This is a genomic window from Methylobacterium sp. CB376, assembly GCF_029714205.1.
In the GTDB taxonomy this organism is placed as follows: domain Bacteria; phylum Pseudomonadota; class Alphaproteobacteria; order Rhizobiales; family Beijerinckiaceae; genus Methylobacterium.
Genome location: NZ_CP121648.1, coordinates 58,301 through 82,436, shown reverse-complemented (window position 1 = coordinate 82,436; position 24,136 = coordinate 58,301). Strand labels below are relative to the sequence as shown.

The following is a 24,136-nucleotide window of genomic DNA, read 5'->3' as shown; positions in this document are numbered from 1 at the left end:
CCCCGACCAGCGAGGAGCGCGAGGGCATGGCGACCGTGAGATTGTGGAGCGACGGCGAGGCCGAGGCCGATCCGCGCGTCAAGGCGGTGTTCGACGACATCCGGGCGACGCGCGGCTCTCCCTTCATCAACAACTTCTGGCGCGGCCTGGCCAACCAGCCCGCGGTGCTGGAGCGCATCTGGAGGAGCCTCAAGCAGGTGATGGCGGCGGACGGCGCCCTCGACCCGCTGACCAAGGAGCTGATCTACATCGCGGTGTCGACCGCGAACGGCTGCAGCTACTGCATCCACTCGCACACCGCCGCGGCGCGCGCCAAGGGCATGAGCGAGGCGCAGCACGGCGAGTTGCTCGCCGTGATCGGCATGGCGTCCGAGACCAACGCCCTCGTCACCGCGATGCAGATCCCGGTGGATCCCGAGTTCCAGGCCTGACGGAGGGGCCGCAGGACGGCTCGGCTCGACGGGCGCGCGGTTCGGGCGCCTCGCTCCCGCGACGTCCTCCCGCCTCGAAGGAGAAGGCCCGTGATCCGTCGCACCCTCCTGTGCCGCGCCCTCGCGCGCTCGGCCGCGCTCCTGGCGGGCGGGGCCGCGATCCTGGCGGGCGGGGCCGCCCGCGCGGCCGAGATCCGGGTCGTCAGCGCGGGCGGCTTCGCGGCCGCCTGCCGGGCCCTCGCCCCGGATATGGAGCCCCTCGGGACGGGCCGCCGAGGGCCGGCCGATGCGGGGCGCCGCGGTCAGGCGGCCTCGGCATAGCGCCGGCAATGCTCCAGGTAGCCGACCTCGTGGCGCCCCGCGAGCTCGACGACGCTCGACCACAGCCAGGACGGCGCGCCATCGGCCTGGCGCCGGTCGCGCAGCACCTCCTCCCGCCACGCCGCGCGGTCGGCCTCGGGCATCTGCCCGCCATGCGCCCGGCCGACCACGCGGGCGAGGTAATGGGCCGCCGCGACGGCCTCCTCGCGGCTGAACTGGTCCACGTCGAGCTTGAGATCCTGGGGCAGAAGTTCGCGCAGCACGACCGGGCGGCCGAGGAGCCGGGCCGGCAGCATGCGCTCGCCGAGGGCCGGCGACAGGGCCCGCGCGCCCGCCACGACCCGCTCGGCGGGATCCTCGGGCATCCGAACGCCGGGCGCCGGCGGCGCGGCGGCCCGCACGGCCTCCTTCAGGTCGACCAGGGCGAGGCTGCGCCCCTCGGGCTCGGCGATGCGCACCAGCGCCGCGTAGCGCAGGAAGCCGAGCGAGCTGCAGCCCTTCATCCAGTAGGCGGCGTCGATCAGGCGCACCTCCGCTTGCGGGCTGCGCCGGTTGAGCGCCAGGACGAGGTCGCGCACGCCCTCGCTGCGGAAGAGCGCCTCGATGGCCTCGCGCTCGGTCGGCTCCAGGGCCCAGAACTTGCGGCCGAGGGGGATCGCCGGCTCGACATCCTTCAGCCGCTCGCGGGCGAGGTGCTTCCAGCGCCGCCCGAGGGCGCGGCGGCGGACCACCCTGACCACCTCGGGCTCCTGCGCGGCCTCCTGGGCGGCCTCCTGCGCGCCCTCCCGCGCCGCGGGGCCGGCGAGGCCGAGCGCGTAGCCGCGGACCATCTCGTCGAGCATCCGCGCCGTGACGACGCCCGGCAGGTTCGAGCCGCGGGCGGCGCTGGCGAGGGACAGGCCGAGCCGCACGAGATCGTGGGTCGGGTTGCCGATGACCGTCTGGTCGAGGTCGCGGATCTGGATCTCGACCCGGCCCTCCGCATCGGCCAGCGGACCGAGATTGCCCAGGTGGCAGTCGCCGCAGATCCAGACCGGCGGCCCCTCGGGCAGGGTGCCGCGCGCGAGGGTACCCAGCCACTCGTAGAATTTCAGGGTGTTGCCCCGCACGTAGGCGTGGGCCGACCTCGCCATCTTCAGGGTCCGCTGCCGCTCCAGCACCGATTCCCGCTCCGCGGCCCCGATCACGCCGTTCCCGCTCATCCACACCCCTTCGCGTCGCTGCCGCGCCGTGGCCGCGGCGCTGCATCAACGCACGGGAACAGAGCGGCAACGCGCGACGAATCGTAGCTGTGGGGGATGAGGAGGCCGGCCGGCGCGTGGGCGGCCGGCGGCCCGCCGCGGCGGTGGCCGTGACGTCCGGCGCTGGCACGGCGCCCGCGCCGCGCTAAACGGGGCCGGCGCGGCGGGCGGAGGAGGCCGGGATTGAGCATCGCAGCACGGGGGCGGACGGACGCCCCGGCGCCCGGGCCGGGCAGGGAGCGCGAGGGCCCGCGCGGCCTGCAGGTGGAGGCGCTGCGCAGCCCGCTCGCCGGCCCGTTCGACCTGTCCGTCGCGCCCGGGGAGATCGTGACCATCGCGGGCCCCTCGGGTGCCGGCAAGAGCCTGTTCCTGCGCATGATCGCCGATCTCGACGTGAATTGCGGGCGCGTGCGGCTCGACGGGCGCTGCCGCGCGGCGATGCCGGCCCCGGAATGGCGCCGGCTCGTTCCCTACGTGGCGGCCGAATCCGGCTGGTGGGGCGAGACCGGGGCCGCGCATTTCGCGCCCGGGCGGCGCGGCGCGGCCGCCTCCCTCGCCGCGCGGCTCGGCCTTCCGGCCGGCTGCCTCGACGGCCCGGTCGCCACCCTCTCGACGGGCGAGCGCCAGCGCCTCGCGCTGATCCGCGCCCTGGTCCTGACCCCGCCGGCCCTGCTGCTCGACGAGCCGACCGGCCCCCTCGATCCGGTCGCGACCGCGTCCGTCGAGGCCGTGCTGCGCGAGCGGGCGGCAGCGGGGACGATCGTCCTGATGGTCTCGCACGACTCGGCGCAGAGCGGACGGCTCGCCGCGCGGCGCCTGCGGATGGCGGGCCGGCGGCTCGAGGCGGTGGCGTGACGCCGATCAGCCTCGGCGCCGCCGACCTCGCCCTCGCGGCCGCCCTGGTGGTGCTGGATGCGGGCCTCTCGCTCGCCCTGCGCCTGGACCTCCACCGCCAGATCGCCCTGGCGGCGGCCCGGATGGTCGTCCAGCTGATCGGCGTCGGCTACCTGCTGCGCCTCGTCTTCGCCCTCGACGACCCGCGCGCGACCCTCGTGCTGGTGCTGGCGATGAGCCTCGTGGCGGCGCGCGAGGTGGCGGCGCGGCCCGAGCAGCGCTTCCGCGGCCTCGTCACCGAGGGCATCGGCCTCGGCGGCGTGCTCCTCGCCACGGCGGCGACCTGCGGCCTCGCCCTCGCGACGGCGATCCGCCCGACGCCCTGGTACGATCCCCGCTACGCGATCCCGCTCGCCGGCATCGTGCTCGGCTCGGTGCTGAACGCCGCCAGCCTCACGCTCGACAGCCTGCTCGGCGGGGTCCGGCGGGAGCGGGCGGCGATCGAGGCCCAGCTCGGGCTCGGCGTGCCCTTCGCCGAGGCCGTCGCGGGCCCCGTCCGCACGGCCGTCCGCCGCGGGCTCCTGCCGGTCATCAACCAGATGTCGGCCGCCGGCATCATCACGCTGCCCGGGATCATGACCGGGCAGATCCTGGCCGGCATGGACCCGGTCGAGGCGGTGAAGTACCAGATCCTGCTGCTGTTCCTGCTCGCCGGCGCGAGCGGCCTCGCGGCCCTCGCGACCGCCCTCCTGGCCCGCCGCGCCCTGACCGACGACCGCCAGCGCCTGCGCCTCGACCGGCTCGCCTGACGGGGCCCGCGCCCGTCAGGGGTGGGCCGAGGCGTCGAGGAAGTGCACCAGGGGAACGCGGAGTTCGTGCGCGGTGAGGTCCGCGGGGCCGGTCGCGGCCGCCGGCATGGCGGCCCGCCGGTAGGCGGCGGAGTCGAATTGCGGCGACGGGTCGAGGTCGCGGGTCGCCCCGCAGCGCAGGAGATGCGCGAAGGGATCGCGGTTCGGGCCGATCTCCCGCCCGTGCCGCGCGAGGTAGTAGGCGAGGTCGAAATGCGGGTTCGGCGCGACGCGCTGGGAGCGGCGATGCGCGAGGTAATGGGCGAGGGCGGTCGTGCCGGCCGGGACGCCGTAGGTCCGCCGGTACCAGGCCGGGTCGAAATACGCGATCGGCCGGCAGCCCGCCGCCTCGCCCCCGGCGAGGTAATGGGCGAGGGGATTGGCGAGGGAACCCGCCCGCGGCGCCCGCGCGAGGTAGCGCGCCCGGTATCAGGCCGGGTCGAAGCAGAGGTTGGGGCGGCGGCCCTCCCGCCAGCCGAATTCGCAGAAATGAACCACCGGGTCGAGGCCGGCCGCCAGGACGTCCTGTCCCTCCATCAGGTAGTAATTGACGTCGAGGAGGCCCGAGCGCCGGATCGCCTCGGCCTCGTCCGCCTGCGCGGCCCGCGGACCTCCCGCCCGCCCGACCAAACGCCGCGCCATCCGTCTCAGAACCCGCACGTCCGGCCTCTGTCCGTCCCTCCGGCCCAGCATAGCGCGCGGGCGCGCGGCGAGCCACGCGCCCTGCGTGCGTAAGACGGAGAATACAACCTGCTGCGGGGAGGCCCCTGCCTCAGCGCCCGAGGGCCGCGAGGGAGGCGTCGCTCGGCCGGTCGAGGGGCAGGCGGCGCAGGATGTCGGCGACCGGGTCCTCGGCCCAGGCCTGCGTGACGAAATCGGCGTGGGTCACGTCGGGGCCGGCGGGAAGGAAGGTCGCCCCGCCCGCGAGGGTCTCGGGGAGTTGCCGGCCGACACTCACCCCGCGCCGGGCGAGGCCGCGCTCCAGCTCGGCGTTGCGCGCCTCCGTGAACCGCGTGTAGGCGCTGACCAGGAAACGGCCGCCGCCGCGCGCCGCGAAGGCCGCGTAAGTGTCGGCCTCGCCGTAGAGGGCGTCGAGGAGGACGACGCCGCGCACGCGGCGCGCGCCGGCCGCGTCCCTGAGGCTCCAGGCCGCCGGGGCGAAGCCGCCGCTATAGGCGACGAGCACGACCGGCATCGTGGCGAAGAGCCCGCGCGGGGCGCCCGTCCGCTCCGCCAGCCGCGAGGCGGCCTCGTCGAGGAAGCGGCCGAAACCTCCCGGCTCCCAGAACCGTCCCGCGCTCGAATCGCGGGCATCGACCGCGAATTGCGGGGCCAGCAGGACCGCGTTGACGCCCGCGCCCGTCACCTGCGCGGGCAGGCGCTGGCGCAGCAGCACGTCGCGGCCCAGGATCGCCCCGTGCCCGTGATAGTACAGGACGAGCACCGCCGGCCGGTTCGGGTCGAACCCCGCCGGAACATGCATCAGCACCCGGCTGTCGTTGAAGGTCTCGCTCTCCCACAGCACCTGGCCGCGGGCGGTGCGGTGGCCGCGCGCCCCGTCCCGGACCACGTCGAGGAAGGGACCGCGCTCGGGCACCGCGCCGTCGTACGGGAACGGAGCCGTCGCGAAGGCGACGAGTTCGGTCGTGCCGGCGAAGCCGGGCCGGCGCGCGGGCGCGGGCGTCGCGACCTCGCCCGCGCGGGCGGGGCGCTCCTCCGGCGCGGAGGGGGACTCGACCGCGGCGCGCTCCCGGGTCGCGGAGCGCTCCAGGACCGCGGAGCGCTCAGGGGGCGCGGGCGCGGCGGCGAGCGGGGCGGGCGCGGCCGACGGCTCGACGAGGGACCGGCAGGCCGCCGTCTCGCCCAGGAAGGCGAGCAGCGCCGCGGCGGCGACGTGGCGGTTCCGGCGCCGCCAGCGGGCCGCCGGGGTCGTGGGGCGGCGGAAGGGCAGGAGGCCCGCGCCGGGCGACGGGACGGCGTCGCCCGGCCCGTCCGGCCACGGCACCGGGCCGCACACCGCGACGGCGCCGCGCAGGGAGGTGGCGCGGTGGCCCGCCCGGAGCCAGGCCCCGACGAGGGTCTCAGGCCCCGCTTCGCCGGGGAGGCGCCGACCGGTCCCGCTGCCCATCTGCCCGCCCATCGCTCGCCGTCCCGCCCCGCCCGGACGCGTCACCGACCGCCGGACGATGGCCGGAACATGGTTAATGATGTCTTACCGGACCCGCTCTTCTCCTCCGCACGCGGCCGTGTTCATTCGAAAACCGCGCGCGGATACGGCTTGTAAACTGCTCATCCTTTAAGAATAGCGGCTGTGGCTTTTTCGAGGCCGGCGTGGACACCAGTCATGACTGAGCCTCCCACAGCATCCCGGCCGGCCGCGACGATCACCACCCTGGCCGCCACGAGCATCGTGGTCGCCGACATGGTCGGCGTCGGCGTGTTCACCAGCCTGGGCTTTCAGGTCAAGGACATCTCGTCCGGATTCGGCCTTCTCCTCCTCTGGGTGATCGGGGGCGCCGTCGCCCTGTGCGGGGCGTTCTGCTACGCCGAACTCGCCGCGATGTTCCCGCGCTCGAGCGGGGAGTACAATTTCCTCACCCGCTGCTACGGCCCGGCCCTGGGGTTCCAGGCGGGCTGGCTGTCGGCGACGGTCGGCTTCTCGGCACCGGTCGCGCTCGCGGCCATGGCCTTCGGCCAGTACGCCCGCGCGATCCTGCCCGAGGCCCCGCCGCTCCTCCTCGGCCTCGGCGTCGTCTGGGCGGTCGCGGCGGTGCACCTGCGCGGGGCGCGGCACAGCACGGCCTTCCAGGTCGGCTTCACGCTCCTCAAGCTCGCGCTCATCCTGGCCTTCATCCTGGCCGGCTTCGCGCGGGGCGGCGGGCAGCCGATCAGCTTCGCGCCGAGCCAGCTCGATCCCGCCGAGGTGCTGAGCGCGTCCTTCGCGGTCAGCCTCGTCTTCGTGATGTACGCCTATTCGGGCTGGAACGCCGCCACCTACATCGTGGGCGAGATCCGGGAGCCGCAGCGCAGCCTGCCGCGGGCGCTCCTCCTCGGCACCGGGACGGTGATCCTGCTCTACGTCGCGCTCAACGCCGTCTTCCTCTCCACGACGCCGGTCGCGGAGCTCGCGGGACAGATCGACGTCGCGCTGATCGCGGGCCGGCACATCTTCGGGGAGGAGGGCGGGCGGGTCGTCGGGGCGCTGATCTGCGCCGGCCTGATCCCGACCATCGGCGCCATGACCTGGATCGGGCCGCGGGTCACCGTCGCCATGGGGGAGGATTTCGCGCCCCTCGCGCCGCTGGCGCGGCGCTCCGCCGGCGGCGTGCCCCGGGCCGCGATCGTGCTGCAGGCGGGCATCGCCAGCCTGCTCCTCCTCACCCGGAGCTTCGAGGCCGTCCTCGACTTCGTCCAGGTCTGCCTGCTGCTCTGCTCCTTCCTCACCGTGCTCGGGCTGGTGCGGCTGCGGATCGTGCGGCCCGACCTGACGCGGCCCTACCGGGCCTGGGGCTACCCGGTCACGCCGGCGATCTTCCTCGGCGTGACCCTGTTCATGATGATCCACCTGCTCGCGGTCCGGCCGCTCGAATCCCTCGCGGGCCTGCTGATGATGCTCGCCGGCCTCCTGCTCTTCGGGCTCGCCGCCGCGCAGCCGCAGGGCGACGCACGCAAGGCGCTCTCGCAATGAGACAGATCCTCCTCGCAAGCCTGCTGGTCCTGCCCCTCGGCGTCGCCGCCGCGGAGGCGCCGAGCCCGGACGCGACCGCGCGCTTCCTCGCCGGGATGCCGGCCCCGCCCGGCGCGATGCTCGCCCGGCTGGAAACCGACCCGGCCTGGAAGCAGCACGCGGGCGCCTTCACGGCCGCCTTCCGGACGGTCGAAACGCGCCAGCTCGGGAAGATCCGGGCGTGGTCGCAGGCCAACCTCACGGCCCGCCGCGGCACCGTCTACTACCTGTTCAGCGGGCCGGACTTCCTCTACGCGGACAGCTTCTTCCCGGACGCCTCGACCTACGTGCTGGCCGGGCTCGAGCCGGTCGGCAGCGTGCCCGACCCGGCGAAGCTGCCGCGCGGCAGCCTCGCTTCGGTGACGCGCAGCCTGAGGACCTCGCTGCACACCGTGCTGAACTTCAGCTTCTTCCGCACGCTCAGCATGCGCGACGACCTGCGGGCGAGCCCCGCGACCGGGACGCTGCCGGTGCTCTACGTCTTCCTCGCCCGCGCCGGGAAGACGATCCGCGGCGTCGAGTTCGTGCACCTCGATCCGCAGGGAACCCTGAATGCGGGAGCCGCCGCCGGGGCGGGGACGCCTGGGGTCCGCATCACCTTCGCGCGCCCCGGCGGGCCCGACCAGACGCTCTACTATTTCAGCGCCAACCTGGACAATGACGGCTTCCCCAAGAGCGGGCTCGCGCCCTTCTGCGAGCGGCTCGGGATCGGCGACGGGCTCGTGAAGAGCGCCTCCTACCTGATGCACGACGGCCATTTCTCGGAGGTGCGCCGCTTCCTGCTGCGGCAGACCTCGACGCTGCTGCAGGACGATACCGGCGTGCCGGCGGCGATGTTCGGGCCCGAGTGGGAGCTGCGGCCCTACGGCCGCTACACCGGCCCGATCGGCCTGTTCGCCGGCCGCTACCAGCCGCGCTTGGCCGAGCTGTTCCGGCGGCAGCCGCCGCGTCCGCTCGGCTTCGGCATCGGCTACCGGTACCGGCCCGACGAGTCGAGCCTGATCCTCGCCACCAAGCGCGAGGCGCAGGTGCTGCGGCCCACGCTCGAGTGATCCGGGATCCGCTTGATCGAAGCGGATCCCGGATCACGAGCCTGCGCGGCGCCTGAGCGCGGCGCCTGAGCGAAGCCGACATCCGCATGGCCGAAATGGGAGATGGCGAAGCAATCCGTCGGATGTCGGATGACGCCGCCCGCCCCGGGGCGGCCGGGCGGAGCGCCCGGGCGCCCGGCGCGTTGGTCCTGCGCGCCGCCAGGGGGAGGTCCGCCCAGATGCGCCTCGCCGCCGCTCTGCTGACCATCCTGGCGCTGGGGCTCCTGATGCTGGCCCCCGCGACGGTGGCGCTCCCGGTCTCGGCGCTGCTCCTCCTCGCCTGGCCGCTCCTCGACCGCGGGCGCTGACCCGGTCGGGTGCGGCGCGCGCAAAGCCCGTGCCGGCCCGCGGCACGCCCGAGACGGGATCGGACGGTTCATGATCGGCCGCCGAGCCGGGCGCGAGCGTGCCCGCGCCGCACTGGCGGGCGGCGCGCCCGGCATGCGACAGAGGCGCGATGATCCGTCTGCTGAAGCACGTGCTGATCGAGTTCGGCCCCGACCGCGACGCCGAGATCGACGCGGCGGTGGCCGCCATCCTCGCCACCTTCCCGGAGGCGCAGATCGCCCTCGCCCCGGGGCTCCTCGACGACGACCTGCTGCTCGAAGTCCGCATTCCGATCGCCCGCATGGCCGAGTGGCCGCTGGTGGCCGGTCGCGCGCAGCCCCCATCCTCCGCATCGGCCTCCGCATCGGCGCACGACCCCGCGGACCCGGCGAGCGCCCGCCCGCACCACCTCTCGTCTGAATGAACCGCACCCGCCGCGATCATCGCCCGAGCAACGTTTAGCCGTTATCTGGTGAAATCCAGTTGACACACCGGTGGCCCGGTCACAGACAGCCGAGGTTTGCAACCCCCGGTACGTTCGATGAGTGACGAGTACGCAACCGAGCTCGATCCGATTACGATGGCGGCGGATATCATCGCGGCCTACGTCTCCCACAACAGTGTCCCGGTGGCCGAACTGCCGGCCCTGATCCAGGCCGTCTACGACCAGCTCGGGCGGCTCGGGCAGCCGCCGGCTCCCGAGCCCGAGCGGCCGGTCCCGCCGATCCCGATCAAGAGGACGGTGACGCCGGACGCGATCATCTCGCTGGAGGACGGCCGGCCCTACAAGTCCCTGAAGCGTCACCTGAGCACGCGGGGGCTCACGCCCGAGCAGTACCGGGACAAGTGGGGCCTCCCGCCCGACTACCCGATGGTGGCGGCGAACTACGCGGCGCAGCGCTCCGAGCTCGCCAAGGCGAGCGGCCTCGGGCGCCGCCGCTGAGGCCGCGCCTCGGCCCTCCACCACGCGAGAGGCCCTCGGCGCCCGGGCGCCGAGGGCCGCTTCCGCCTCAGCCGCGCGAGCTGGGGTCGGAGAGCTTCCTCAGATTTTCCGGCGGCGTCTCCGCCTCGGTCGCCTCGACCGTCCCGACGCTGCCGCCCGACACGGCGTCGAGGCGCGCCCGGTCGGAGGCGATGCGGACCACCTCCGCCTCCCAGTCGGGCTCCTCGTTCATGCGCCGCTGCAGGTCCTCCGGGTTCGCCACGTCGAGCGGGCTGTCCTGGCCGAAATCCTGGCCGTTGCGGTCCGCGTAGGCGTCGAAGCTCTTCAGGTTGGGCCGCGGCTCCGGTTTCGTCTGCGTCATGACACTCTCGCCTGAGGGAAGGAGCGGGTCGGGTCCCCGGCCGTCGCGGCCCGCGGCACCCGCCCTGACCAACGGGTCACCCGGCCTCCTGTTCCGGATCAGCAGAGCCACAGTCCATCCTCCACGCGCCGCGCCGTTGCGGCCGTTCCGCCGGCAATTCACGCAGATCAATCGCGGTCCGGATCACCCTTCACGCCAAAAATCCAGGAACAGCGGCCGCCGATCTTGCTTTGATGACATGCGATCGGGCGCGTGCGCCGGGATCGCGGCAGCGGGACGAGCGGGAGCGCGACCATGCCCGAGGCGGCCGCCCATGCGCAGGGCATCCTGATGGCGAGGCCCGACGCGGCGGCGGGACCCGGGCTCCCGGCCGGGACGAATGCGATCGGCCTCGGCGGCACCCGCGACGGGCTCGTCCAGGTGCCGGGCGTCGCGCCGCCGGGGCGGCGACCGCCGCTCCTCGTCATGCTGCACGGGGCGGGCGCCTCGTCCGCGGACGTCCTGCCGATGGTCGCGTCCTGCGCGGAGCAGCACGCGGTCGTGGTCCTCGTCCCGGATTCGCGGGGGGCGACCTGGGACCTGATCCAGCGCGGCTACGGGCCGGACGTGGCCTTCCTGGACGCGGCCCTCGGGCGGCTCTTCGCGCGCCAGGCCGTCGACCCCGCCCGCATCGCCGTCGCGGGCTTCTCGGACGGGGCCTCCTACGCCCTCTCCCTCGGCCTCGCGAACGGATCCCTGTTCGGGGACGTCCTCGCCTTCTCGCCGGGCTTCTGCGCTCCCGCGCGCCGGGAGGGAACGCCGCGGATCTTCCTCTCGCACGGGCGGGAGGACCCGGTCCTGCCCTTCGCGCGCTGCGGCGACCGGGTGGCGGGCGCGCTGGCGCGGGACGGCTACGACGTCGCCTATCGGCCGTTCAGCGGCGGCCACGCGGTGCCGAGCCCGCTCGTCGCGGAGGCGTTCCGGCGCTTCCTCGCCTGAGCCCGCGCGGCCACGCGATACAACCGGAGGTTGAAGCATGGCCGATCCAGCCGCCGAGGCGGACCTTGTCAGGCTCCTGCGGGAGCGTCTGGTGCCGCTGCCGCCGCCGAGCGAGCCCGGGTTCGGCGCCCTCGCGGACCGCTTCGCGGCGGCGCGGGTGGTGCTGCTCGGCGAGGCCACGCACGGCACGCGCGAGTTCTACGAGGCGCGCGCCGCCCTGACGCTGCGGCTGGTGGCGGAGCACGGCTTCCGCATCGTCGCGTTCGAGGCCGACTGGCCGGACGCGGCCGGGATCGACCGCTACCTGCGCGGCGCGGCCGAGACGCCGTTCCCGGACGGCGGCTTCGCGCGCTTCCCGACCTGGATGTGGCGCAACCGCGAGGTCCTCGCCCTCGCGGAGGGCCTGCGCAGCGTCAATGCCGGGCGCCCGCCGGGGGATCAGGTGCGCGTGCGCGGCCTCGACGTCTACAGCCTCGGCGCCTCGATGGCGGCGGTGCTCGACTACCTCGACCGGGTCGACCCCGCCGCCGCCCGGCAGGCGCGCGAGCGCTACGGCTGCCTCTCGCCCTGGCACGCCAAGCCCGAGCGCTACGGGCGCGAGGTGATGTTCGGCGCCAAGCATCCCTGCGAGGACGCGGTCGCCGCGATCCTGCGGGACCTGCAGGAGAAGCGCGCCGCCTACGCGGCCGACGACCCGGATTCCTACCTGGACGCGGCCCAGAACGCCCGCATCGTGCGGGCGGCCGAGCAGTATTACCGCATCATGTATCGCGGCTCGGTCGAGTCGTGGAACATCCGCGACCGTCACATGTTCGACACGCTCCAGCACCTGATGGGGCGGCACGCCAAGGCGGTGGTCTGGGCGCACAACTCGCATATCGGCCATGCGGGCGCGACCGCGATGGGCTGGGAGGGCGAGTTCAACATCGGCGAACTCGCCAAGACCGCCTACGGCGAGGACGCGGTGCTGGTCGGCTTCGCCACCGATCGCGGGACCGTGGCGGCCGCCCACGACTGGGACGAGCCCATGGAAGTGATGACCGTGCGGCCGGTGCGCGAGGACAGCCACGAGGCCCTGTTCCGGGCGGCGGGCCTCCCCCGCGCCGTCCTGGACCTGCGCGAGCCGAGGGCTGCCGCCCTGCGCGAGGCCTGGGCGGCGCCCCGGCGCGAGCGGGCGATCGGCGTCGTCTACCGGCCCCGCACGGAGTTGCAGAGCCACTATTTCGAGGCCGTGCTGCCCGACCAGTTCGACGCCGTCCTGTGGTTCGAGGAGACGGCGGCCGTGACGCCGCTCGACCGCGCCCCGCCCCGGCGGGGCGAGAGCGAGACCTACCCGAGCGGCCTCTGAGCGGGCCTGCTTTGGCAGCCCGGCGCGTCGTCCGCGACGCGCAGCGCCCGATCACGCTGCACTCGGATCCTACTCTAGGTCATTGATTTTGCCGCGTTTTCTTCGACGTTCCGGTATCCACTTCGTCGGAGGACGCTCTAGATCGTCGATAGGCCCAAGGTTTTCGTCGCAGGACCGGCGGCCGCATTTGTGAAGCCTGCTCAGGACCGCATGCAGAGGAGGACCCGATGGCCTTCACCCTGACGAGCCCGGCCTTCGCGAACGGGGCGCTGCTCCCGTCCCGCTACGCCCGGCACGGCGAGAACCTGTCGCCGCCGCTCGCCTGGAGCAATCCGCCGCCGGACACGCGCAGCTTCGTCCTGATCCTGGAGGATCCGGACGCGCCGGCCCCGTCCTTCCGGCACTGGGTGATCTACGACATCCCGCACGAGCGGCGCCACCTGCCCGAGGGCGGCAGTTCGGGCGCGGCGGTCGAGGGCCTGCCCCACGCGGTCAACGGTTTCCGCAACGCCCATTACGACGGCCCGGCGCCGCCGCCCGGCGACCCGCCCCACACCTACCGCTTCCGGTTGCTGGCGCTCGGCATCGCGCATCTCGGCCTCGACGGGCAGCCCTCGGCGGCGCAGGTCTGGGACGTGGCCCGGGAGAACATTCTCAGCGAGGCCGAACTCACCGCCACCTTCCGGAGGTGAGACGCTGTCGGGACGATCACGTCCGGACCGCGTCTGACACGCCCGCGCGGCGCGTGAGCGAGGCCGACATCCGCGTGGCGACGCATTCCATCGGATTCCGCCTGAGACGCGGCGGCACCGGATCGCGCGCCGATCACGCCCGCCCCGGACCGGAGCGACGGAGGGAGACGCGCATGAGCCCCGGGCGCGGGCCACAGCAGCCTGTCGACGGGCACCACGGGCGCGGCCGCCGTGCCGCCCGGCGGGACCGGGGCCGGCGCCGGTTCGGGGAGCGGCCGCTGAGCCGGCGGGGATCCGGATCCGGGCGCGGCGCGGAATTCTCCCGCCCCGCTCAACGCCGGTGAACGCGCCCGCGGCCCGAACCGGGATGGTTGGTGCAGGAACGCTCGGCACAGGGACGCTCGGCCGGGCGGGGCACCACCGGGAGCAGGCCGCATGCTGACCACGCGCAGGGACACCGGCGGGGGCGGGGGAACGGCGGCGCCCCGGGACGAGGCCGCCCGCCTCGACCGCGCGCCTTCCTGCGCCGCTCCGGGCTGACCGCGGGCGGGCTCGCCGCCCTCGGCGCGCTGCGGCCCGGCGCCCTGCGCGCCGCCCGGGCCGCCCGGGCCGCCGGCTCGGCGGTGAGCGGGCCCGAGGTGACGATCCGCAAGAACATCTGCACGCATTGTTCGGTCGGCTGCACGGTGACGGCCGAGGTGGTGAACGGGGTCTGGGTCGGCCAGGAATCCTCCTGCCCGACCCGGTGCCGGTGCACCGGGAGCCGATCGACTCGCCCCGGCCCGACCTCGTCGCCAAGTAGCCGACCCGGCCCGACGAGCGCCAGTTCCGCGTGCCGAACCTCGGCTTCTCGGTCCAGAAGGCGGCCGTGGACCGGGCCATCGCCAGGGACTTCCCGATCATCCTGTCGTCGGGCCGCCTCGTCGAGTACGAGGGCGGCGGCGAGGAGACGCGCTCGAACCCCTGGCTCGCCGAGTTGCAGCAGGACGTGTTCGTGGAGGTGAACACGCAGGACGCGGCCGAGCGCGGCATCAGGGACGGGCAGTTCGTCTGGGTCTACGGCCCGGAGAACGGCTCCAGGACCAAGGTGAAGAGGACCAAGGTGAAGGCGCTGGTGACCGACCGGGTGGCGAAGGGCGTGGCCTTCATGCCGTTCCACTTCTCGGGCTGGTACCAGGGCAGGGACATGCGGGGCTACTACCCGCGCGACACGGATCCGGTGGTGCTGGGCGAGAGCGTCAACACGGTCACGACCTTCGGCTTCGACCCCGTCTCCGGCATGCAGGAGACGAAGGCGACCCTCCGCCGGATTCAGGCGGCCTGATCGGGAGCGCCCACCCGAACAACGAAGCAGAATTGCATGGCGCAATTCTGCTTGGACTCTTGTTTTCGAATCATTTTTGCCGCCAAACCGGTGACCACTTCGGCGAATGATGCTCAGGGTCCTCCGCGCGCGGGCGCCGCCCGGTCGAGGCCGATCGAGTGGCGCCACTCCGCCAGGAACCGGGCGCGACGCGCCCGGTCCTGCACGGCGAGCAGGGCCGGGCCGAGCGCGATCGGCCGGAAGGCCCCCGTCGCGGCGAGGCTCGGCGGGCCGTCGACGCCCGGCGGCAACGGACCGTCGAGCCCGAAGAAGAAGGCCTTCTCTCGGCTGAGGCGCTGCCCGCGCGCCGAGAGCAGGTAGTCGAGGAAGGCGAAGCCCTCGGCGGCGTGGACCGCGCTCACCGGGATCAGCGCGCCGCGGACCAGCACCAGCGCGTAGTCGCGCGGCACCACGAGCCCGAGCTTCGCCCCCCGGCGCATCGCCGCGTAGACGTAGGAGCCGAGCAGGTTGTAGCCGATGGCGAGGCGGCCGGCCTCGAGATCCGCGATGAGGGTGCTGGTGCAGCAGGCGACCCGGAGATGCGCCCGCCCGAAGGCCTCGACGAGGCGGCCGTAGGTGGCGGCGCTGCGGGCGTCGTAGGTCGCGAACAGGTAGCCGATCCCGGAGGCGGCGATGTCGTAGGAGCCGATCCGCCCCGCATAGGCGGCGGCCTTGTCGCGCAGGAGGTCGACGAGTTCGAGGCGGCTGCGGGGCACGTCCTCGGGCGGGACGAGGTCCACCCGGTAGGCGATCACCGCGGGCTCGGTCGTGAAGCCGAAGACCTCGTCGCGCCACACCGCGTAGGGCGGCAGGCGCGCCGTCTCGGCGGAGCGGTAGGCCCGGGCGCAGCCGTCATTGGCGAGCTTCACCAGGTGATCGACCGAGGAGGAGATCACGAGGTCGGCGGAGAAGCCCGAGGCGCGGCCCGCGCCGCAGGCCGCCGCGGCCTCGCCGTAGAGCTCCGCCGTCTCGTACTCGACGTAGATCACCGTCACGTCCGGGGAGAGCGCCTGGAAGTCGCGGATCAGCGGCTCCATCACGTCGAGGTCGGCGGCGGCGCGGATGGTCAGCTCGACGCGCGGCCATTCCGGGGCGGGAAAGCGCGTCACCTCGTGGCCGGCGGCCGGGGCGAGGCCCAGGAAAGCGGCCGAGAGAGCAGCGGAGAGACCGGCCGAGAGACCGGCGGAGAGCCCGCGGGAGCGCCTCACCGCGGCGCCTCCTCGGCGGCGGGAAAGCTCAGGACCACGGCGAATCCCTCGTCGGAGCGCGATTCGAAGCGCATCTCGCCGCCATGGGCCGCCGCGACCTCGGCCGCGATGGCGAGGCCGAGGCCCGAGCCGATCCCGCCTCCCGTCGCGGCCTGGAAGGGCTCGCGCACCCGCCCCCACTCGGCGGCCGGGATGCCGGCCCCGTCGTCCACCACCTCGACCGAGACCCGGCCCGGCTCGCGCCGGGTGCGCACGGTCAGGCGGTGGGGGGCGCCGTGCTTGAGGGCGTTGTGGATCAGGTTCGCGAGCGCCTCGCGCAGGGCGATCGGGTCGCCGCGGATCGGGAGCGCCTCGTCCGGGCCATCGTAGCCGATATCGACCAGGCGCCCGCCCGAGAGCGGGATCGCGTCGATCAGGGTCTGGCGCGCGATCCCCGCGAGATCGACCGGCGCGAGGGGCACGGCCCGGGCCCGGTGGATCACCATGGCGTGGTTGAGGAGCTGGTTCGTCAGCCGCCCGAGCTCGGCCGTGCGCGCCTGGACGCGGGAGACCTGGGCCCGGCGGCGCTTCGGGTCGTCCTCGGCCGAGAGCAGGTCGACCTGCGCGGACAGGGCCGCGAGGGGCGTGCGGATCTGGTGGGCGGCGTCGGCGATGAAGCGGCGCATGATCGCCATGTGGCCGGAGAGCCGGCCCATGAAGTGGTTGATCGAGCCGACGAGGAGGTGGATCTCGCGCGGCACCGCCACGTCGAGCGGGTCGAGGTCGTTGGGGCCGCGCCCCGCCAGCACGCCCTCGATCGCCGCGAGCGGCCGCAGCGCCGCCCGCACCGCCACGATCACGGCACCGAGCGCGAGCGCGCTCATGGCGACGACGAGGAGGCTCGCCTTGGCGGTCAGTTCGGCGGCGAGCGCCGAGCGCGCCTCGCGGGTCTGGGCCACCACCACGGCGGCGAAGCCCGCCCGCGCGGCGTCCGGCACGTAGCGGCCCGCCACCACGACCCGGACGGGCTCGCCGCGATGGGTCCCGTCGAGCAGGATCGGCCCCTCGCCGAGCCGGCCGCGATCGACCGTCACGGCGAGGTCGGCATTGCCGGTGAGCAGGCGGTCGGACGGGTCGAGCACCTTGTAGAAGATCCGGTCGCGGGGGGCGAGGCCGAGGGTCTCGAAGGCCGAGAAGGGTGGATCGACGCTGACCTCGCGCCCGTCGCTGGCGATGGTCTCGGCGATCTGCAGGGCGGCGCCGACGAGCAGCCGGTCGTAGGCCTCGTCGGCGGCGAGCCGCGCCGAGGTCCAGGCGGCGGCGAGCAGCAGGGCCGCCCCGACGGCCAGCACCAGCCCGAGCACCCCGACGAGGCGCAGGAACAGGGACGGGGTGCGGGCGATCACGTCTGCGGCCACACGACCTGGTAGCCGAGCCCGCGCAGGGTGCGGATCTCGGGCTCGGCGCCGGCCTGGGCGAGCTTGCGGCGCAGCCGGGCGACGATCTGCTCGACGGCGTTCTCGCTCGCATCCTCCTCGAAGCTCGTCACCCGCTCGAGCAGTTCCGCCTTGCCGAAGATCCGGCCGGGCCGGGCCGCCAGGATCTCCATCAGGGTCCATTCCCGGCGGGTGAGGTCGAGGGGCTGGCCGGCGACCCGGGCGCTGCGGGCCGCCCGGTCGAGGACGAGGTTGCCCACCGCGATGGCGTTGTCGGCGTGGCCCGAATGGCGCCGCAGCAGCGCCCGCACCCGCGCCTCCAGCTCGCGGAAGTCGAAGGGCTTCACGAGGTAGTCGTCCGCCCCGAGATCGAGGGCGCCGACCCGGTCGTCCACCTCGGAGCGGGCGGTCAGCACCAGGACGGGGCTGCGCCCGCGCCGGGCGCGCAGGCGCCTGAGCACCGAGAAACCGTCGAGGCCGGGCAGGTTCACGTCCAGGATGACGAGGTCGTAGGCCTGCACCTGCAGGGCCGCGTCGCCGTCCGCGCCGTCCCGCTCCCAATCGACCGCGTGGCCGAGCGCCCGCAGCCGCGTCGCGATGGCCTCGCCCAGGTCCCGCGTGTCCTCGACGAGCAGGATCCGCATCCGGCCGGCGCTCCCTCCCGCCCCTCTTCTGTCAGGTTGGCGTCAGGTTGCGAGCCTACAGCATCCCTCAAGGCCCGGCCAAGCGGGCCCTCGAACATCCAGGGAGGGACCGTGATGAACGTACGCCCCAGCCTCGTTCCGGAGCCGCTGCTCACGGTCCAGGGCGTCACGCTTCAGTACAAGACGACCGATCATCTCGTCACGGCGACCTACCGGGTCGATTTCGAGGTGCTGCCCGGCGACCGCTACATCCTGCTCGGCCCGTCCGGCTGCGGGAAGTCGACCCTGCTCAAGGCGATCGGCGGCTACCTGACCCCCGTCGAGGGCGAGATCCGGCTCAAGGGCCGCAGGGTCACCGAGCCCGGCCCCGACCGGATGATGGTGTTCCAGGAATTCGACCAGCTCCTGCCCTGGAAGACCGTCCGGCAGAACGTCGCCTTCGCGCTCACCGCGAGCGGCCGCGCCGCCGGGGCGGAGGCGAACGACCGCGCGATGGCCTATATCGAGAAGGTCGGCCTGGCGAAATTCGCCGATTCCTACCCGCACATGCTGTCAGGGGGCATGAAGCAGCGGGTCGCCATCGCCCGCGGCATGGCGATGGAGCCCGACATCCTGCTGATGGACGAGCCCTTCGCGGCCCTCGACGCGCTCACCCGCCGCAAGATGCAGGACGAGCTGCTGCGCCTGTGGGAGGATACCCGCTTCACCGTGCTGTTCGTCACCCACTCGATCGAGGAGGCGATCAAGGTCGGCACCCGCATCCTGCTGCTCTCGCCCCATCCGGGGCAGGTGAAGGCCGAACTCAACAGCCTCGCGCCGGCCGAGCTCGGCACCGCCGCGCAGGGGGCCCTCGAAGCGCGCATCAACGACATGCTGTTCGCCTGAACGACGGACCGCCCGGGAGAGACGCCATGAGCACAGTCAGCACCCTCGGCCTCGATCAGCGGCCGGACATCGTCCGCGAGACCTCCGCCTCCGGCGCCGTCGCGGTCGAGCAGCGCCTGTCGCTGCCCGAACTCCTCTACCGCCAGGGCTGGCTGCGCAAATGCGTGGTCCTCGCCGCCCTGGCCATCCTCTGGGAAGTCTACGGCCGCTGGCTCGACAACCCGCTCCTGTTCCCGACCTTCGGGGCCACGGTCGAGGCCTTCGGGAGCGCGATCCTGAGCGGCGAGATCCCCCGCAAGGCGCTGATCTCGCTCGAAACCCTGGCGATCGGCTACGGGATCGGGATCGGGCTCGCCGCCCTCCTCACCACGATCGCCATCGGCTCGCGCATCGGCACCGACCTGCTCGAGACGCTGACCGCGATGTTCAACCCGCTGCCGGCGATCGCGCTCCTGCCGCTGGCGCTGATCTGGTTCGGCCTGGGGCAGGGGAGCGTGGTCTTCGTCCTCGTCCACTCGGTGCTGTGGGCGATCGCGCTCAACACCCATGCGGGCTTCCGCTCGGTGTCGAACACCCTGCGCATGGTCGGGCTGAATTACGGGCTGCGCAACCTCTCGCTGGTGCGCGCGATCCTGATCCCGGCGGCCTTCCCGTCGATCCTCACCGGCCTGAAGGTCGGCTGGGCCTTCGCGTGGCGCACCCTGATCGCGGCCGAACTGGTCTTCGGCGTCTCCTCGGGCTCGGGCGGGCTCGGCTGGTACATCTTCGAGAACCGCAACGCGCTCGAGACCACCAACGTCTTCGCCGGCCTGTTCACCGTGATCCTGATCGGGCTCTTCGTCGAGAACGTGATCTTCGCCAACATCGAGAAGCGCACCATTCGGCGCTGGGGCATGCAGCACTGACGGCGCCGCGGGCCCGACAAGACACAACGGAGAGGAAACGAGAGATGATCGGACGCAGGCTGGTTCGGCTGGCGGCGGGGGCCGCCCTCGCGCTCGGGCTCGCGGCATCGCCGCTGCGGGCGGAGGTGTCCGAGGTGCGGATCTCGAAGGGCTACGGGGTGCTCTACCTGCCGCTCTTCGTCATGCAGGAGAAGAAGTTCCTGGAGGCCCAGGCCGCCAGGGCCGGGCTCGGCGACGTCAAGGTGACCTGGCTCACCCTCGACGGCGGCAACGTCATCAACGACGCGATGATCGCCGGCTCCCTCGACATCGCCGGCACCGGGGCGCCGGGCTTCCTCGCGCTCTGGTCGAAGGGCCGCGGCAGCCCCAAGACCGAGGTGATCGGCGTCTCGGGCATGTCGACCACCGCCCTCGACCTCAACGTGAACAAGCCCGAGATCAAGTCGCTCGCCGACTTCACGCCCAAGGACAAGATCGCGATCCCGGGCATCAAGACCTCGCTCGCCGCCGTGGTGCTGCAGATGGCGGTGGCCAAGCAGTTCGGCCCGGAGAATTACGGCAAGCTCGATTCGAGCACGGTCGGGCTGCCGCACCCGGAGGCGGTGGCGGCGCTGCTCTCGGGCCGGACCGAGATCGTGGCGCACTTCGCCTCGCCGCCCTTCACGCAGGTGGAGCGCGCCGACCCCAAGGTGCGCACGATCCTGAAGGCCTCGGAGCTGTTCGGTCCGATCACCCTCGACGTGGTCTTCGCGCTCAGGCGCTTCACCGAGCAGAACCCGAAGATGACCCAGGCCTTCCTGGACGCGCTCGATCAGTCCTGCGCCTTCATCAAGGACAACAAGGCCGAGACGGCGGAGATCTTCGCGCGCGCCTCCAAGGTGAAGGTGACGCCCGAGGAGGTGGCCCAGATGCTTGAGGACCCGGACAGCCGGTTCTCGGCGACGCCGAACGGGATCATGGAGTTCGCGACCTTCATGCACCGGGCCGGGATCATCAAGACGAAGCCGGCGACCTGGTCGGACCTGTTCATCCCGGCCCTGCGCGAGCGGGCCGGGAGCTGAGCGGGGCGGCCGCCGGGCCGCGGACCTTCTGGCGGCTTCCGCCGGCCCGGCGCCCTCCTGTATCAGGGCGCCATGTGGACCCGGCCCCTCCCGCTCCTCGACCCGATCGCCGCCGCGTCGCGCCTGCGGGGGCGCAGGGGGCTCGCCCTCCTCGACAGCGCGATGCGCCACCCGGACCTCGGGCGCTACTCCTACGTCGCGGCCGACCCGTTCCGCGAGATCCGGGTGCGGGACGGGCGGACCCTCCTCGACGGCGTACCCGCCGAGGGGCCGCCGCTCGCCGCAATCCGGCGGGCGCTCGCCCCCTACCGGGCCGAGCGGAGGCCCGACCTTCCCCCGTTCCAGGGCGGGGCGATCGGCTACCTCGCCTACGATTTCGGCCGGGCGCTGGAGCGCGTGGCGGCCCCGCCGCGCCGCGCCGGGCTCTGCGACGACCTCGCCCTCAACCTCTACGCCACGATCCTCGCCTTCGACCACGGCGAGGGGACCTGCGCCCTCGTCGCCACCGGCTTCCCCGAGACCGAGCCCGACGCCCGCGCGCGCCGCGCCCGCGCCGATCTCGACGCCTGGGAGGCGGCCCTCGCGGCGCCCGAACCGGCCCCGGCGCGCCGCGCCGTCCCGCCGCTCGCCTGGGAGTCGAACTTCACGCGCGACGGCTACGCGGCGGCGGTGGAGCGGGTGCGGGACTACATCCGGGCCGGCGACATCTACCAGGCGAACATCGCGCAGCGCTTCGCGGCCGCGCTGCCGCCGGACTTCGACGCCTTCGCGCTCTACCGGCGGCTGCGGGCGCGCAACGCCGCGACCTTCGCGGCCTATCTCGAACTCGGCGCGCTCACGGTGGCGTCGAGCTCGCCCGAGCGCTTCCTGCGCCTCGACGGCCGCCGGATCGAGACGCGGCCGATCAAGGGCACGGCCCCGCGCGCGGCCGACCCGGCCGAGGACCGCGCCCGGGCCGAGGCGCTGCTCGCCAGCGACAAGGAGCGGGCCGAGAACGTGATGATCGTCGACCTCCTGCGCAACGACCTGTCGCGGATCAGCGAGCCGCACAGCGTCGCCGTGCCGGTGCTGTGCGGGCTCGAAACCTACGCGGGGGTGCACCACCTCGTCTCGGTGGTGACCGGGCGGCTGCGCGCGGGCGCCGACGCGCTCGACCTCCTGGCCGCCACCTTCCCGGGCGGCTCGATCACCGGCGCGCCCAAGCTGCGCGCCATGGACATCATCACGGAGATCGAGGGCGATGCCCGCGAATTGTTCTGCGGCAGCATCGGCTGGATCGGGTTCGACGGCAGCCTCGACACCAACATCGCCATCCGCACGGTGTTCATGGAGGCGGGCCGCGCGGTGCTGCAGGCGGGCGGCGGGGTCACGCTGCTCTCCGATCCGCTCGCCGAGTACGAGGAGACGCTGACCAAGGCGGAGCGGGTCTTCGCGGCCTTCCCGGAGGCGGGCTGATCCGGGATCCGCTCGATCGAAGCGGATCACGAGCCTGCGCGGCGCCTGAGCGAAGCCGCCATCCGTATGGCGACGCAATCAACCGGATGGCGCATGATACGCGCGCCCGCGCCCCCCACTTATGGGTGCGACGCCGCCGCGCCTCGGCACGGTCCCGGCTGGCGGCGATCATGCGGGGCGTCCCCGCGCGTCCAGGCCGCCGGAGGGCGGCGCAAGGCATCCCGGATGATCCTCGTCATCGACAATTACGATTCCTTCGTCTTCAACGTGGTGCGCTACCTCCAGGAACTCGGCGCCGCGGTCGAGGTGGCGCGCAACGACGCGCTCGACCTCGGCTCCATCCGCGCCCGCGCGCCCGAGGCCCTGGTGATCTCGCCCGGCCCGTGCAGCCCGGCCGAGGCCGGGGTGTCCCTCGAGGCGGTGCGCGCCCTCTCGGGCGAGGTGCCGATCCTGGGCGTGTGCCTGGGCCACCAATGCATCGGGGCGGCCTTCGGCGGGCGGGTCGAGCGGGCCCTCCGGCCCCTGCACGGGCAGGCCTCGCCGATCCGGCACGGCGGCACCGGGCTGTTCCAGGGCCTGCCCTCGCCGATGCGGGTCGGGCGCTACCATTCCCTCATCGTGGCCCCGCGTCCCGCCCTGGAGCGCAGCCTCGCGGTCGACGCGGTCTCGGAGGAGGGGGAGGTGATGGCGCTCTCCCACCGCCGCCACCCGACCTACGGCATCCAGTTCCACCCGGAATCGGTGCTGACCGAGCACGGCCACGCGCTGTTCTCGAATTTCCTGCGCCTCGCGCGGGCGTGGCGCGCGGCGCCGGCCGATGCCGTGGCTTGACGGCGCCTTCGTCGAGGGGCCGACGCTCCCGCTCGACCCCGCCGACCGCGGCCTGACCCTCGGCGACGGCGTGTTCGACACCGCGCTGGTGCGCGACGGCCGCGTGATCTTCGAGGCGGCCCACGTGGCGCGCCTCGTCGCCTCGGCGGCGGCGCTCGGCTTCCCCCTCGACCCCGCCGCCGTGACCGCCGGCATGCACGCGATGGCGGCGGGGCGGGAGCGGGCGGCCCTGCGCACCACGGCGACCCGGGGCAGCGGCCCGCGCGGCCTGCGCCCGCCGCCCGCGCCGCGCCCGCGCCTGCTCGTGACCGCGGCGCCCCTGGCGGATCCCGGCACCGCCTTCGCGCCGCTCGCGCTGCGCACGACCGGCATCCGCCGCAACGACACCTCGCCGACCTCCCGGCACAAGACCCTCGGCTACCTCGACGCGGTGCTGGCGGCCGAGGAGGCGGCGCGTGCGGGCGCCGACGAGGCCCTGTTCCTCAACACGCGCGGGCGCGTCGCCTGCGCGGGCACCGGCAGCCTGTTCGCGCTGATCGGCGGCGCGCTCGTCACCCCGCCCCTCGCGGACGGGGTGCTGGCCGGCATCATCCGGGGCTGGATCCTGGCGCGGGCGCCGGATCTCGGGATCGCCGCCGAGGAGCGCTCGCTCCGCCCCGAGGATCTCGCGGGCGCGGAGGCGCTGTTCGTGACGAACTCGCTGCGCCTGATCGCACCGGTGCGCGCGCTGGACGGACGCGCGTGCCGCGACGGGCTGCAGGATGGGCGCATCCGGCGCCTCGCGGATGCGCTCCGGGAGGAGGTCGCGTCGCATTCTCCCCCGTGACTGACCCGTCCCCCGCGGGCGGTCACGGAACTGCCCGACGGCGGCCGTTTCGCCCCGCTTGCCCGGACACGGATGAGACGCCCGCACGGCGCGTGAGCGAAGCCAACATCCACACACAAGAAAGATTCAACAGTGCGGTGATTGCGTTCCGGTTCGATTACGTACAGGGCAAATTTTCGTGGATACCGCCGATGAGAGTGGTCGGAGAAGGAAACGAGAGGGCCCCTGAGCCGCTGGATGTCGTGGCGTTCGAACACAATCAGCGCGTATCCTGCTGAACTGGATTCATCTCCATCGCAGAAATTGCAAAAGACAAGCGATCCGGAGCAAGAGTCAGAACTCAGCCCAGGGGCCGTCGCCGCCCTCGGCGTTGCGCGTCGGTCGCCGCGGGGGCGATCACA

Annotated in this window: 25 protein-coding genes and 1 pseudogene; 19 read left to right on the top strand and 7 right to left on the bottom strand. The window is 73.7% G+C overall.

The window, feature by feature from the left end; genetic code table 11:
• Positions 1-26 precede the first annotated feature (26 nt).
• Positions 27-431, top strand: a complete 405-nt coding sequence (locus tag QA634_RS00385; protein WP_012330080.1) for a carboxymuconolactone decarboxylase family protein — start codon at positions 27-29, stop codon at positions 429-431.
• A 90-nt stretch (positions 432-521) separates the two neighbouring features.
• The gene (locus QA634_RS00380; RefSeq protein WP_012330079.1) at positions 522-752 is read left to right on the top strand and encodes a hypothetical protein; all 231 of its coding nucleotides are present in this window, start codon (positions 522-524) and stop codon (positions 750-752) included.
• Here the strand turns inward: QA634_RS00380 and QA634_RS00375 are convergent.
• Positions 734-1,954, bottom strand: coding sequence for a DUF2252 domain-containing protein (locus QA634_RS00375; RefSeq protein WP_012330078.1), 1,221 nt, complete (start codon positions 1,952-1,954; stop codon positions 734-736). The two genes, QA634_RS00380 and QA634_RS00375, sit on opposite strands and share 19 nt — an antisense overlap.
• A 222-nt stretch (positions 1,955-2,176) precedes the next feature.
• On the opposite strand from QA634_RS00375, the gene QA634_RS00370 reads away from it, so the two are divergent.
• Both QA634_RS00370 and QA634_RS00365 read left to right on the top strand, forming a co-directional pair.
• Positions 2,177-2,848, top strand: coding sequence for an ABC transporter ATP-binding protein (locus QA634_RS00370; RefSeq protein WP_012330077.1), 672 nt, complete (start codon positions 2,177-2,179; stop codon positions 2,846-2,848).
• Positions 2,845-3,636: an ABC transporter permease gene (locus QA634_RS00365; protein WP_012330076.1), complete on the top strand. Its 792-nt coding sequence runs from the start codon at positions 2,845-2,847 to the stop codon at positions 3,634-3,636. The genes QA634_RS00370 and QA634_RS00365 overlap by 4 nt, the downstream gene beginning before the upstream one ends.
• A 468-nt stretch (positions 3,637-4,104) precedes the next feature.
• Here QA634_RS00365 and QA634_RS00360 read toward each other — a convergent pair whose 3' ends face one another.
• Positions 4,105-4,317, bottom strand: a complete 213-nt coding sequence (locus QA634_RS00360; protein WP_265576496.1) for a hypothetical protein — start codon at positions 4,315-4,317, stop codon at positions 4,105-4,107.
• Between the two features lie 130 nt (positions 4,318-4,447).
• A complete protein-coding gene (locus QA634_RS00355) occupies positions 4,448-5,815 on the bottom strand; it encodes a hypothetical protein (RefSeq protein WP_012330075.1) in 1,368 nt (455 codons plus the stop codon).
• A 204-nt stretch (positions 5,816-6,019) separates the two neighbouring features.
• Between QA634_RS00355 and QA634_RS00350 the strand changes: the two genes are divergently transcribed.
• The 5 genes from QA634_RS00350 (at position 6,020) to QA634_RS00330 (ending at position 9,763) form a co-directional block, all read left to right on the top strand.
• Positions 6,020-7,363: an APC family permease gene (locus QA634_RS00350; RefSeq protein ID WP_012330074.1), complete on the top strand. Its 1,344-nt coding sequence runs from the start codon at positions 6,020-6,022 to the stop codon at positions 7,361-7,363.
• Positions 7,360-8,454, top strand: coding sequence for a hypothetical protein (locus QA634_RS00345; protein WP_012330073.1), 1,095 nt, complete (start codon positions 7,360-7,362; stop codon positions 8,452-8,454). The genes QA634_RS00350 and QA634_RS00345 overlap by 4 nt, the downstream gene beginning before the upstream one ends.
• 218 nt (positions 8,455-8,672) lie before the next feature.
• A complete protein-coding gene (locus QA634_RS00340; RefSeq protein WP_265576495.1) occupies positions 8,673-8,801 on the top strand; it encodes a hypothetical protein in 129 nt (42 codons plus the stop codon).
• A gap of 149 nt (positions 8,802-8,950) precedes the next feature.
• Positions 8,951-9,244 carry a hypothetical protein gene (locus tag QA634_RS00335; RefSeq protein ID WP_012330071.1) on the top strand — a complete coding sequence of 98 codons (294 nt, stop codon included), beginning with the start codon at positions 8,951-8,953 and terminating at the stop codon, positions 9,242-9,244.
• A 117-nt stretch (positions 9,245-9,361) separates the two neighbouring features.
• Positions 9,362-9,763 carry a MucR family transcriptional regulator gene (locus QA634_RS00330; protein ID WP_012330070.1) on the top strand — a complete coding sequence of 134 codons (402 nt, stop codon included), beginning with the start codon at positions 9,362-9,364 and terminating at the stop codon, positions 9,761-9,763.
• A gap of 67 nt (positions 9,764-9,830) precedes the next feature.
• Here QA634_RS00330 and QA634_RS00325 read toward each other — a convergent pair whose 3' ends face one another.
• Positions 9,831-10,124 carry a hypothetical protein gene (locus QA634_RS00325; protein ID WP_012330069.1) on the bottom strand — a complete coding sequence of 98 codons (294 nt, stop codon included), beginning with the start codon at positions 10,122-10,124 and terminating at the stop codon, positions 9,831-9,833.
• A 294-nt stretch (positions 10,125-10,418) separates the two neighbouring features.
• Between QA634_RS00325 and QA634_RS00320 the strand changes: the two genes are divergently transcribed.
• From QA634_RS00320 to QA634_RS00305, 4 genes and pseudogenes are all read left to right on the top strand, one after another.
• Positions 10,419-11,102, top strand: coding sequence for an alpha/beta hydrolase (locus tag QA634_RS00320; RefSeq protein ID WP_012330068.1), 684 nt, complete (start codon positions 10,419-10,421; stop codon positions 11,100-11,102).
• A gap of 37 nt (positions 11,103-11,139) precedes the next feature.
• A complete protein-coding gene (locus QA634_RS00315; RefSeq protein WP_012330067.1) occupies positions 11,140-12,450 on the top strand; it encodes an erythromycin esterase family protein in 1,311 nt (436 codons plus the stop codon).
• 227 nt (positions 12,451-12,677) lie between these two features.
• Positions 12,678-13,142: a YbhB/YbcL family Raf kinase inhibitor-like protein gene (locus QA634_RS00310; RefSeq protein WP_012330066.1), complete on the top strand. Its 465-nt coding sequence runs from the start codon at positions 12,678-12,680 to the stop codon at positions 13,140-13,142.
• Between the two features lie 733 nt (positions 13,143-13,875).
• Positions 13,876-14,466, top strand: a pseudogene (locus QA634_RS00305) (formate dehydrogenase subunit alpha); the annotation flags it as partial.
• A 113-nt stretch (positions 14,467-14,579) separates the two neighbouring features.
• On the opposite strand, the gene QA634_RS00300 reads toward QA634_RS00305, so the two are convergent.
• The 3 genes from QA634_RS00300 to QA634_RS00290 are packed head-to-tail and all read right to left on the bottom strand — an operon-like array spanning position 14,580 to position 17,772.
• Positions 14,580-15,713: an ABC transporter substrate-binding protein gene (locus QA634_RS00300; RefSeq protein ID WP_012330065.1), complete on the bottom strand. Its 1,134-nt coding sequence runs from the start codon at positions 15,711-15,713 to the stop codon at positions 14,580-14,582.
• Positions 15,710-17,110: a sensor histidine kinase gene (locus QA634_RS00295; protein ID WP_018263034.1), complete on the bottom strand. Its 1,401-nt coding sequence runs from the start codon at positions 17,108-17,110 to the stop codon at positions 15,710-15,712. The genes QA634_RS00300 and QA634_RS00295 overlap by 4 nt, the downstream gene beginning before the upstream one ends.
• On the bottom strand, positions 17,095-17,772 hold the full coding sequence (locus tag QA634_RS00290) for a response regulator transcription factor (protein ID WP_012330063.1): 678 nt from the start codon (positions 17,770-17,772) through the stop codon (positions 17,095-17,097). The genes QA634_RS00295 and QA634_RS00290 overlap by 16 nt, the downstream gene beginning before the upstream one ends.
• A gap of 114 nt (positions 17,773-17,886) precedes the next feature.
• Between QA634_RS00290 and QA634_RS00285 the strand changes: the two genes are divergently transcribed.
• The 6 genes from QA634_RS00285 to QA634_RS00260 all read left to right on the top strand — a co-directional run bounded on the left by QA634_RS00285 (position 17,887) and on the right by QA634_RS00260 (position 23,735).
• Positions 17,887-18,657 (top strand): ABC transporter ATP-binding protein, encoded by a 771-nt coding sequence (locus QA634_RS00285; protein WP_012330062.1) that lies wholly within the window; start codon positions 17,887-17,889, stop codon positions 18,655-18,657.
• 26 nt (positions 18,658-18,683) lie between these two features.
• Positions 18,684-19,562 carry an ABC transporter permease gene (locus QA634_RS00280; protein WP_012330061.1) on the top strand — a complete coding sequence of 293 codons (879 nt, stop codon included), beginning with the start codon at positions 18,684-18,686 and terminating at the stop codon, positions 19,560-19,562.
• 44 nt (positions 19,563-19,606) lie between these two features.
• Positions 19,607-20,623: an ABC transporter substrate-binding protein gene (locus QA634_RS00275; RefSeq protein WP_012330060.1), complete on the top strand. Its 1,017-nt coding sequence runs from the start codon at positions 19,607-19,609 to the stop codon at positions 20,621-20,623.
• Between the two features lie 72 nt (positions 20,624-20,695).
• Positions 20,696-22,078, top strand: a complete 1,383-nt coding sequence (pabB, locus tag QA634_RS00270; protein WP_012330059.1) for an aminodeoxychorismate synthase component I — start codon at positions 20,696-20,698, stop codon at positions 22,076-22,078.
• Between the two features lie 225 nt (positions 22,079-22,303).
• Complete coding sequence (locus QA634_RS00265) at positions 22,304-22,909, top strand: anthranilate synthase component II (protein WP_012330058.1); 606 nt, start codon at positions 22,304-22,306, stop codon at positions 22,907-22,909.
• On the top strand, positions 22,896-23,735 hold the full coding sequence (locus QA634_RS00260; RefSeq protein ID WP_012330057.1) for an aminotransferase class IV: 840 nt from the start codon (positions 22,896-22,898) through the stop codon (positions 23,733-23,735). Before QA634_RS00265 ends, QA634_RS00260 begins: the two co-directional genes overlap by 14 nt.
• The last annotated feature ends 401 nt before the right edge of the window (positions 23,736-24,136 follow it).

What these genes read in the sequence shown, in the direction of transcription:
- QA634_RS00315 (WP_012330067.1), top strand. Translation starts at nt 11,140, where the DNA reads ATGGCCGATCCAGCCGCCGAGGCGGACCTTGTCAGGCTCCTGCGGGAG.
- QA634_RS00355 (WP_012330075.1), bottom strand. Translation starts at nt 5,815, where the DNA reads ATGGGCGGGCAGATGGGCAGCGGGACCGGTCGGCGCCTCCCCGGCGAA.
- QA634_RS00265 (WP_012330058.1), top strand. Translation starts at nt 22,304, where the DNA reads ATGATCCTCGTCATCGACAATTACGATTCCTTCGTCTTCAACGTGGTG.
- QA634_RS00375 (WP_012330078.1), bottom strand. Translation starts at nt 1,954, where the DNA reads ATGAGCGGGAACGGCGTGATCGGGGCCGCGGAGCGGGAATCGGTGCTG.
- QA634_RS00275 (WP_012330060.1), top strand. Translation starts at nt 19,607, where the DNA reads ATGATCGGACGCAGGCTGGTTCGGCTGGCGGCGGGGGCCGCCCTCGCG.
- QA634_RS00290 (WP_012330063.1), bottom strand. Translation starts at nt 17,772, where the DNA reads ATGCGGATCCTGCTCGTCGAGGACACGCGGGACCTGGGCGAGGCCATC.
- QA634_RS00325 (WP_012330069.1), bottom strand. Translation starts at nt 10,124, where the DNA reads ATGACGCAGACGAAACCGGAGCCGCGGCCCAACCTGAAGAGCTTCGAC.
- QA634_RS00280 (WP_012330061.1), top strand. Translation starts at nt 18,684, where the DNA reads ATGAGCACAGTCAGCACCCTCGGCCTCGATCAGCGGCCGGACATCGTC.
- QA634_RS00340 (WP_265576495.1), top strand. Translation starts at nt 8,673, where the DNA reads ATGCGCCTCGCCGCCGCTCTGCTGACCATCCTGGCGCTGGGGCTCCTG.
- QA634_RS00260 (WP_012330057.1), top strand. Translation starts at nt 22,896, where the DNA reads ATGCCGTGGCTTGACGGCGCCTTCGTCGAGGGGCCGACGCTCCCGCTC.
- QA634_RS00310 (WP_012330066.1), top strand. Translation starts at nt 12,678, where the DNA reads ATGGCCTTCACCCTGACGAGCCCGGCCTTCGCGAACGGGGCGCTGCTC.
- QA634_RS00335 (WP_012330071.1), top strand. Translation starts at nt 8,951, where the DNA reads ATGATCCGTCTGCTGAAGCACGTGCTGATCGAGTTCGGCCCCGACCGC.
- pabB (WP_012330059.1), top strand. Translation starts at nt 20,696, where the DNA reads ATGTGGACCCGGCCCCTCCCGCTCCTCGACCCGATCGCCGCCGCGTCG.
- QA634_RS00360 (WP_265576496.1), bottom strand. Translation starts at nt 4,317, where the DNA reads ATGGCGCGGCGTTTGGTCGGGCGGGCGGGAGGTCCGCGGGCCGCGCAG.
- QA634_RS00320 (WP_012330068.1), top strand. Translation starts at nt 10,419, where the DNA reads ATGCCCGAGGCGGCCGCCCATGCGCAGGGCATCCTGATGGCGAGGCCC.
- QA634_RS00330 (WP_012330070.1), top strand. Translation starts at nt 9,362, where the DNA reads ATGAGTGACGAGTACGCAACCGAGCTCGATCCGATTACGATGGCGGCG.
- QA634_RS00350 (WP_012330074.1), top strand. Translation starts at nt 6,020, where the DNA reads ATGACTGAGCCTCCCACAGCATCCCGGCCGGCCGCGACGATCACCACC.
- QA634_RS00345 (WP_012330073.1), top strand. Translation starts at nt 7,360, where the DNA reads ATGAGACAGATCCTCCTCGCAAGCCTGCTGGTCCTGCCCCTCGGCGTC.
- QA634_RS00285 (WP_012330062.1), top strand. Translation starts at nt 17,887, where the DNA reads ATGAACGTACGCCCCAGCCTCGTTCCGGAGCCGCTGCTCACGGTCCAG.
- QA634_RS00385 (WP_012330080.1), top strand. Translation starts at nt 27, where the DNA reads ATGGCGACCGTGAGATTGTGGAGCGACGGCGAGGCCGAGGCCGATCCG.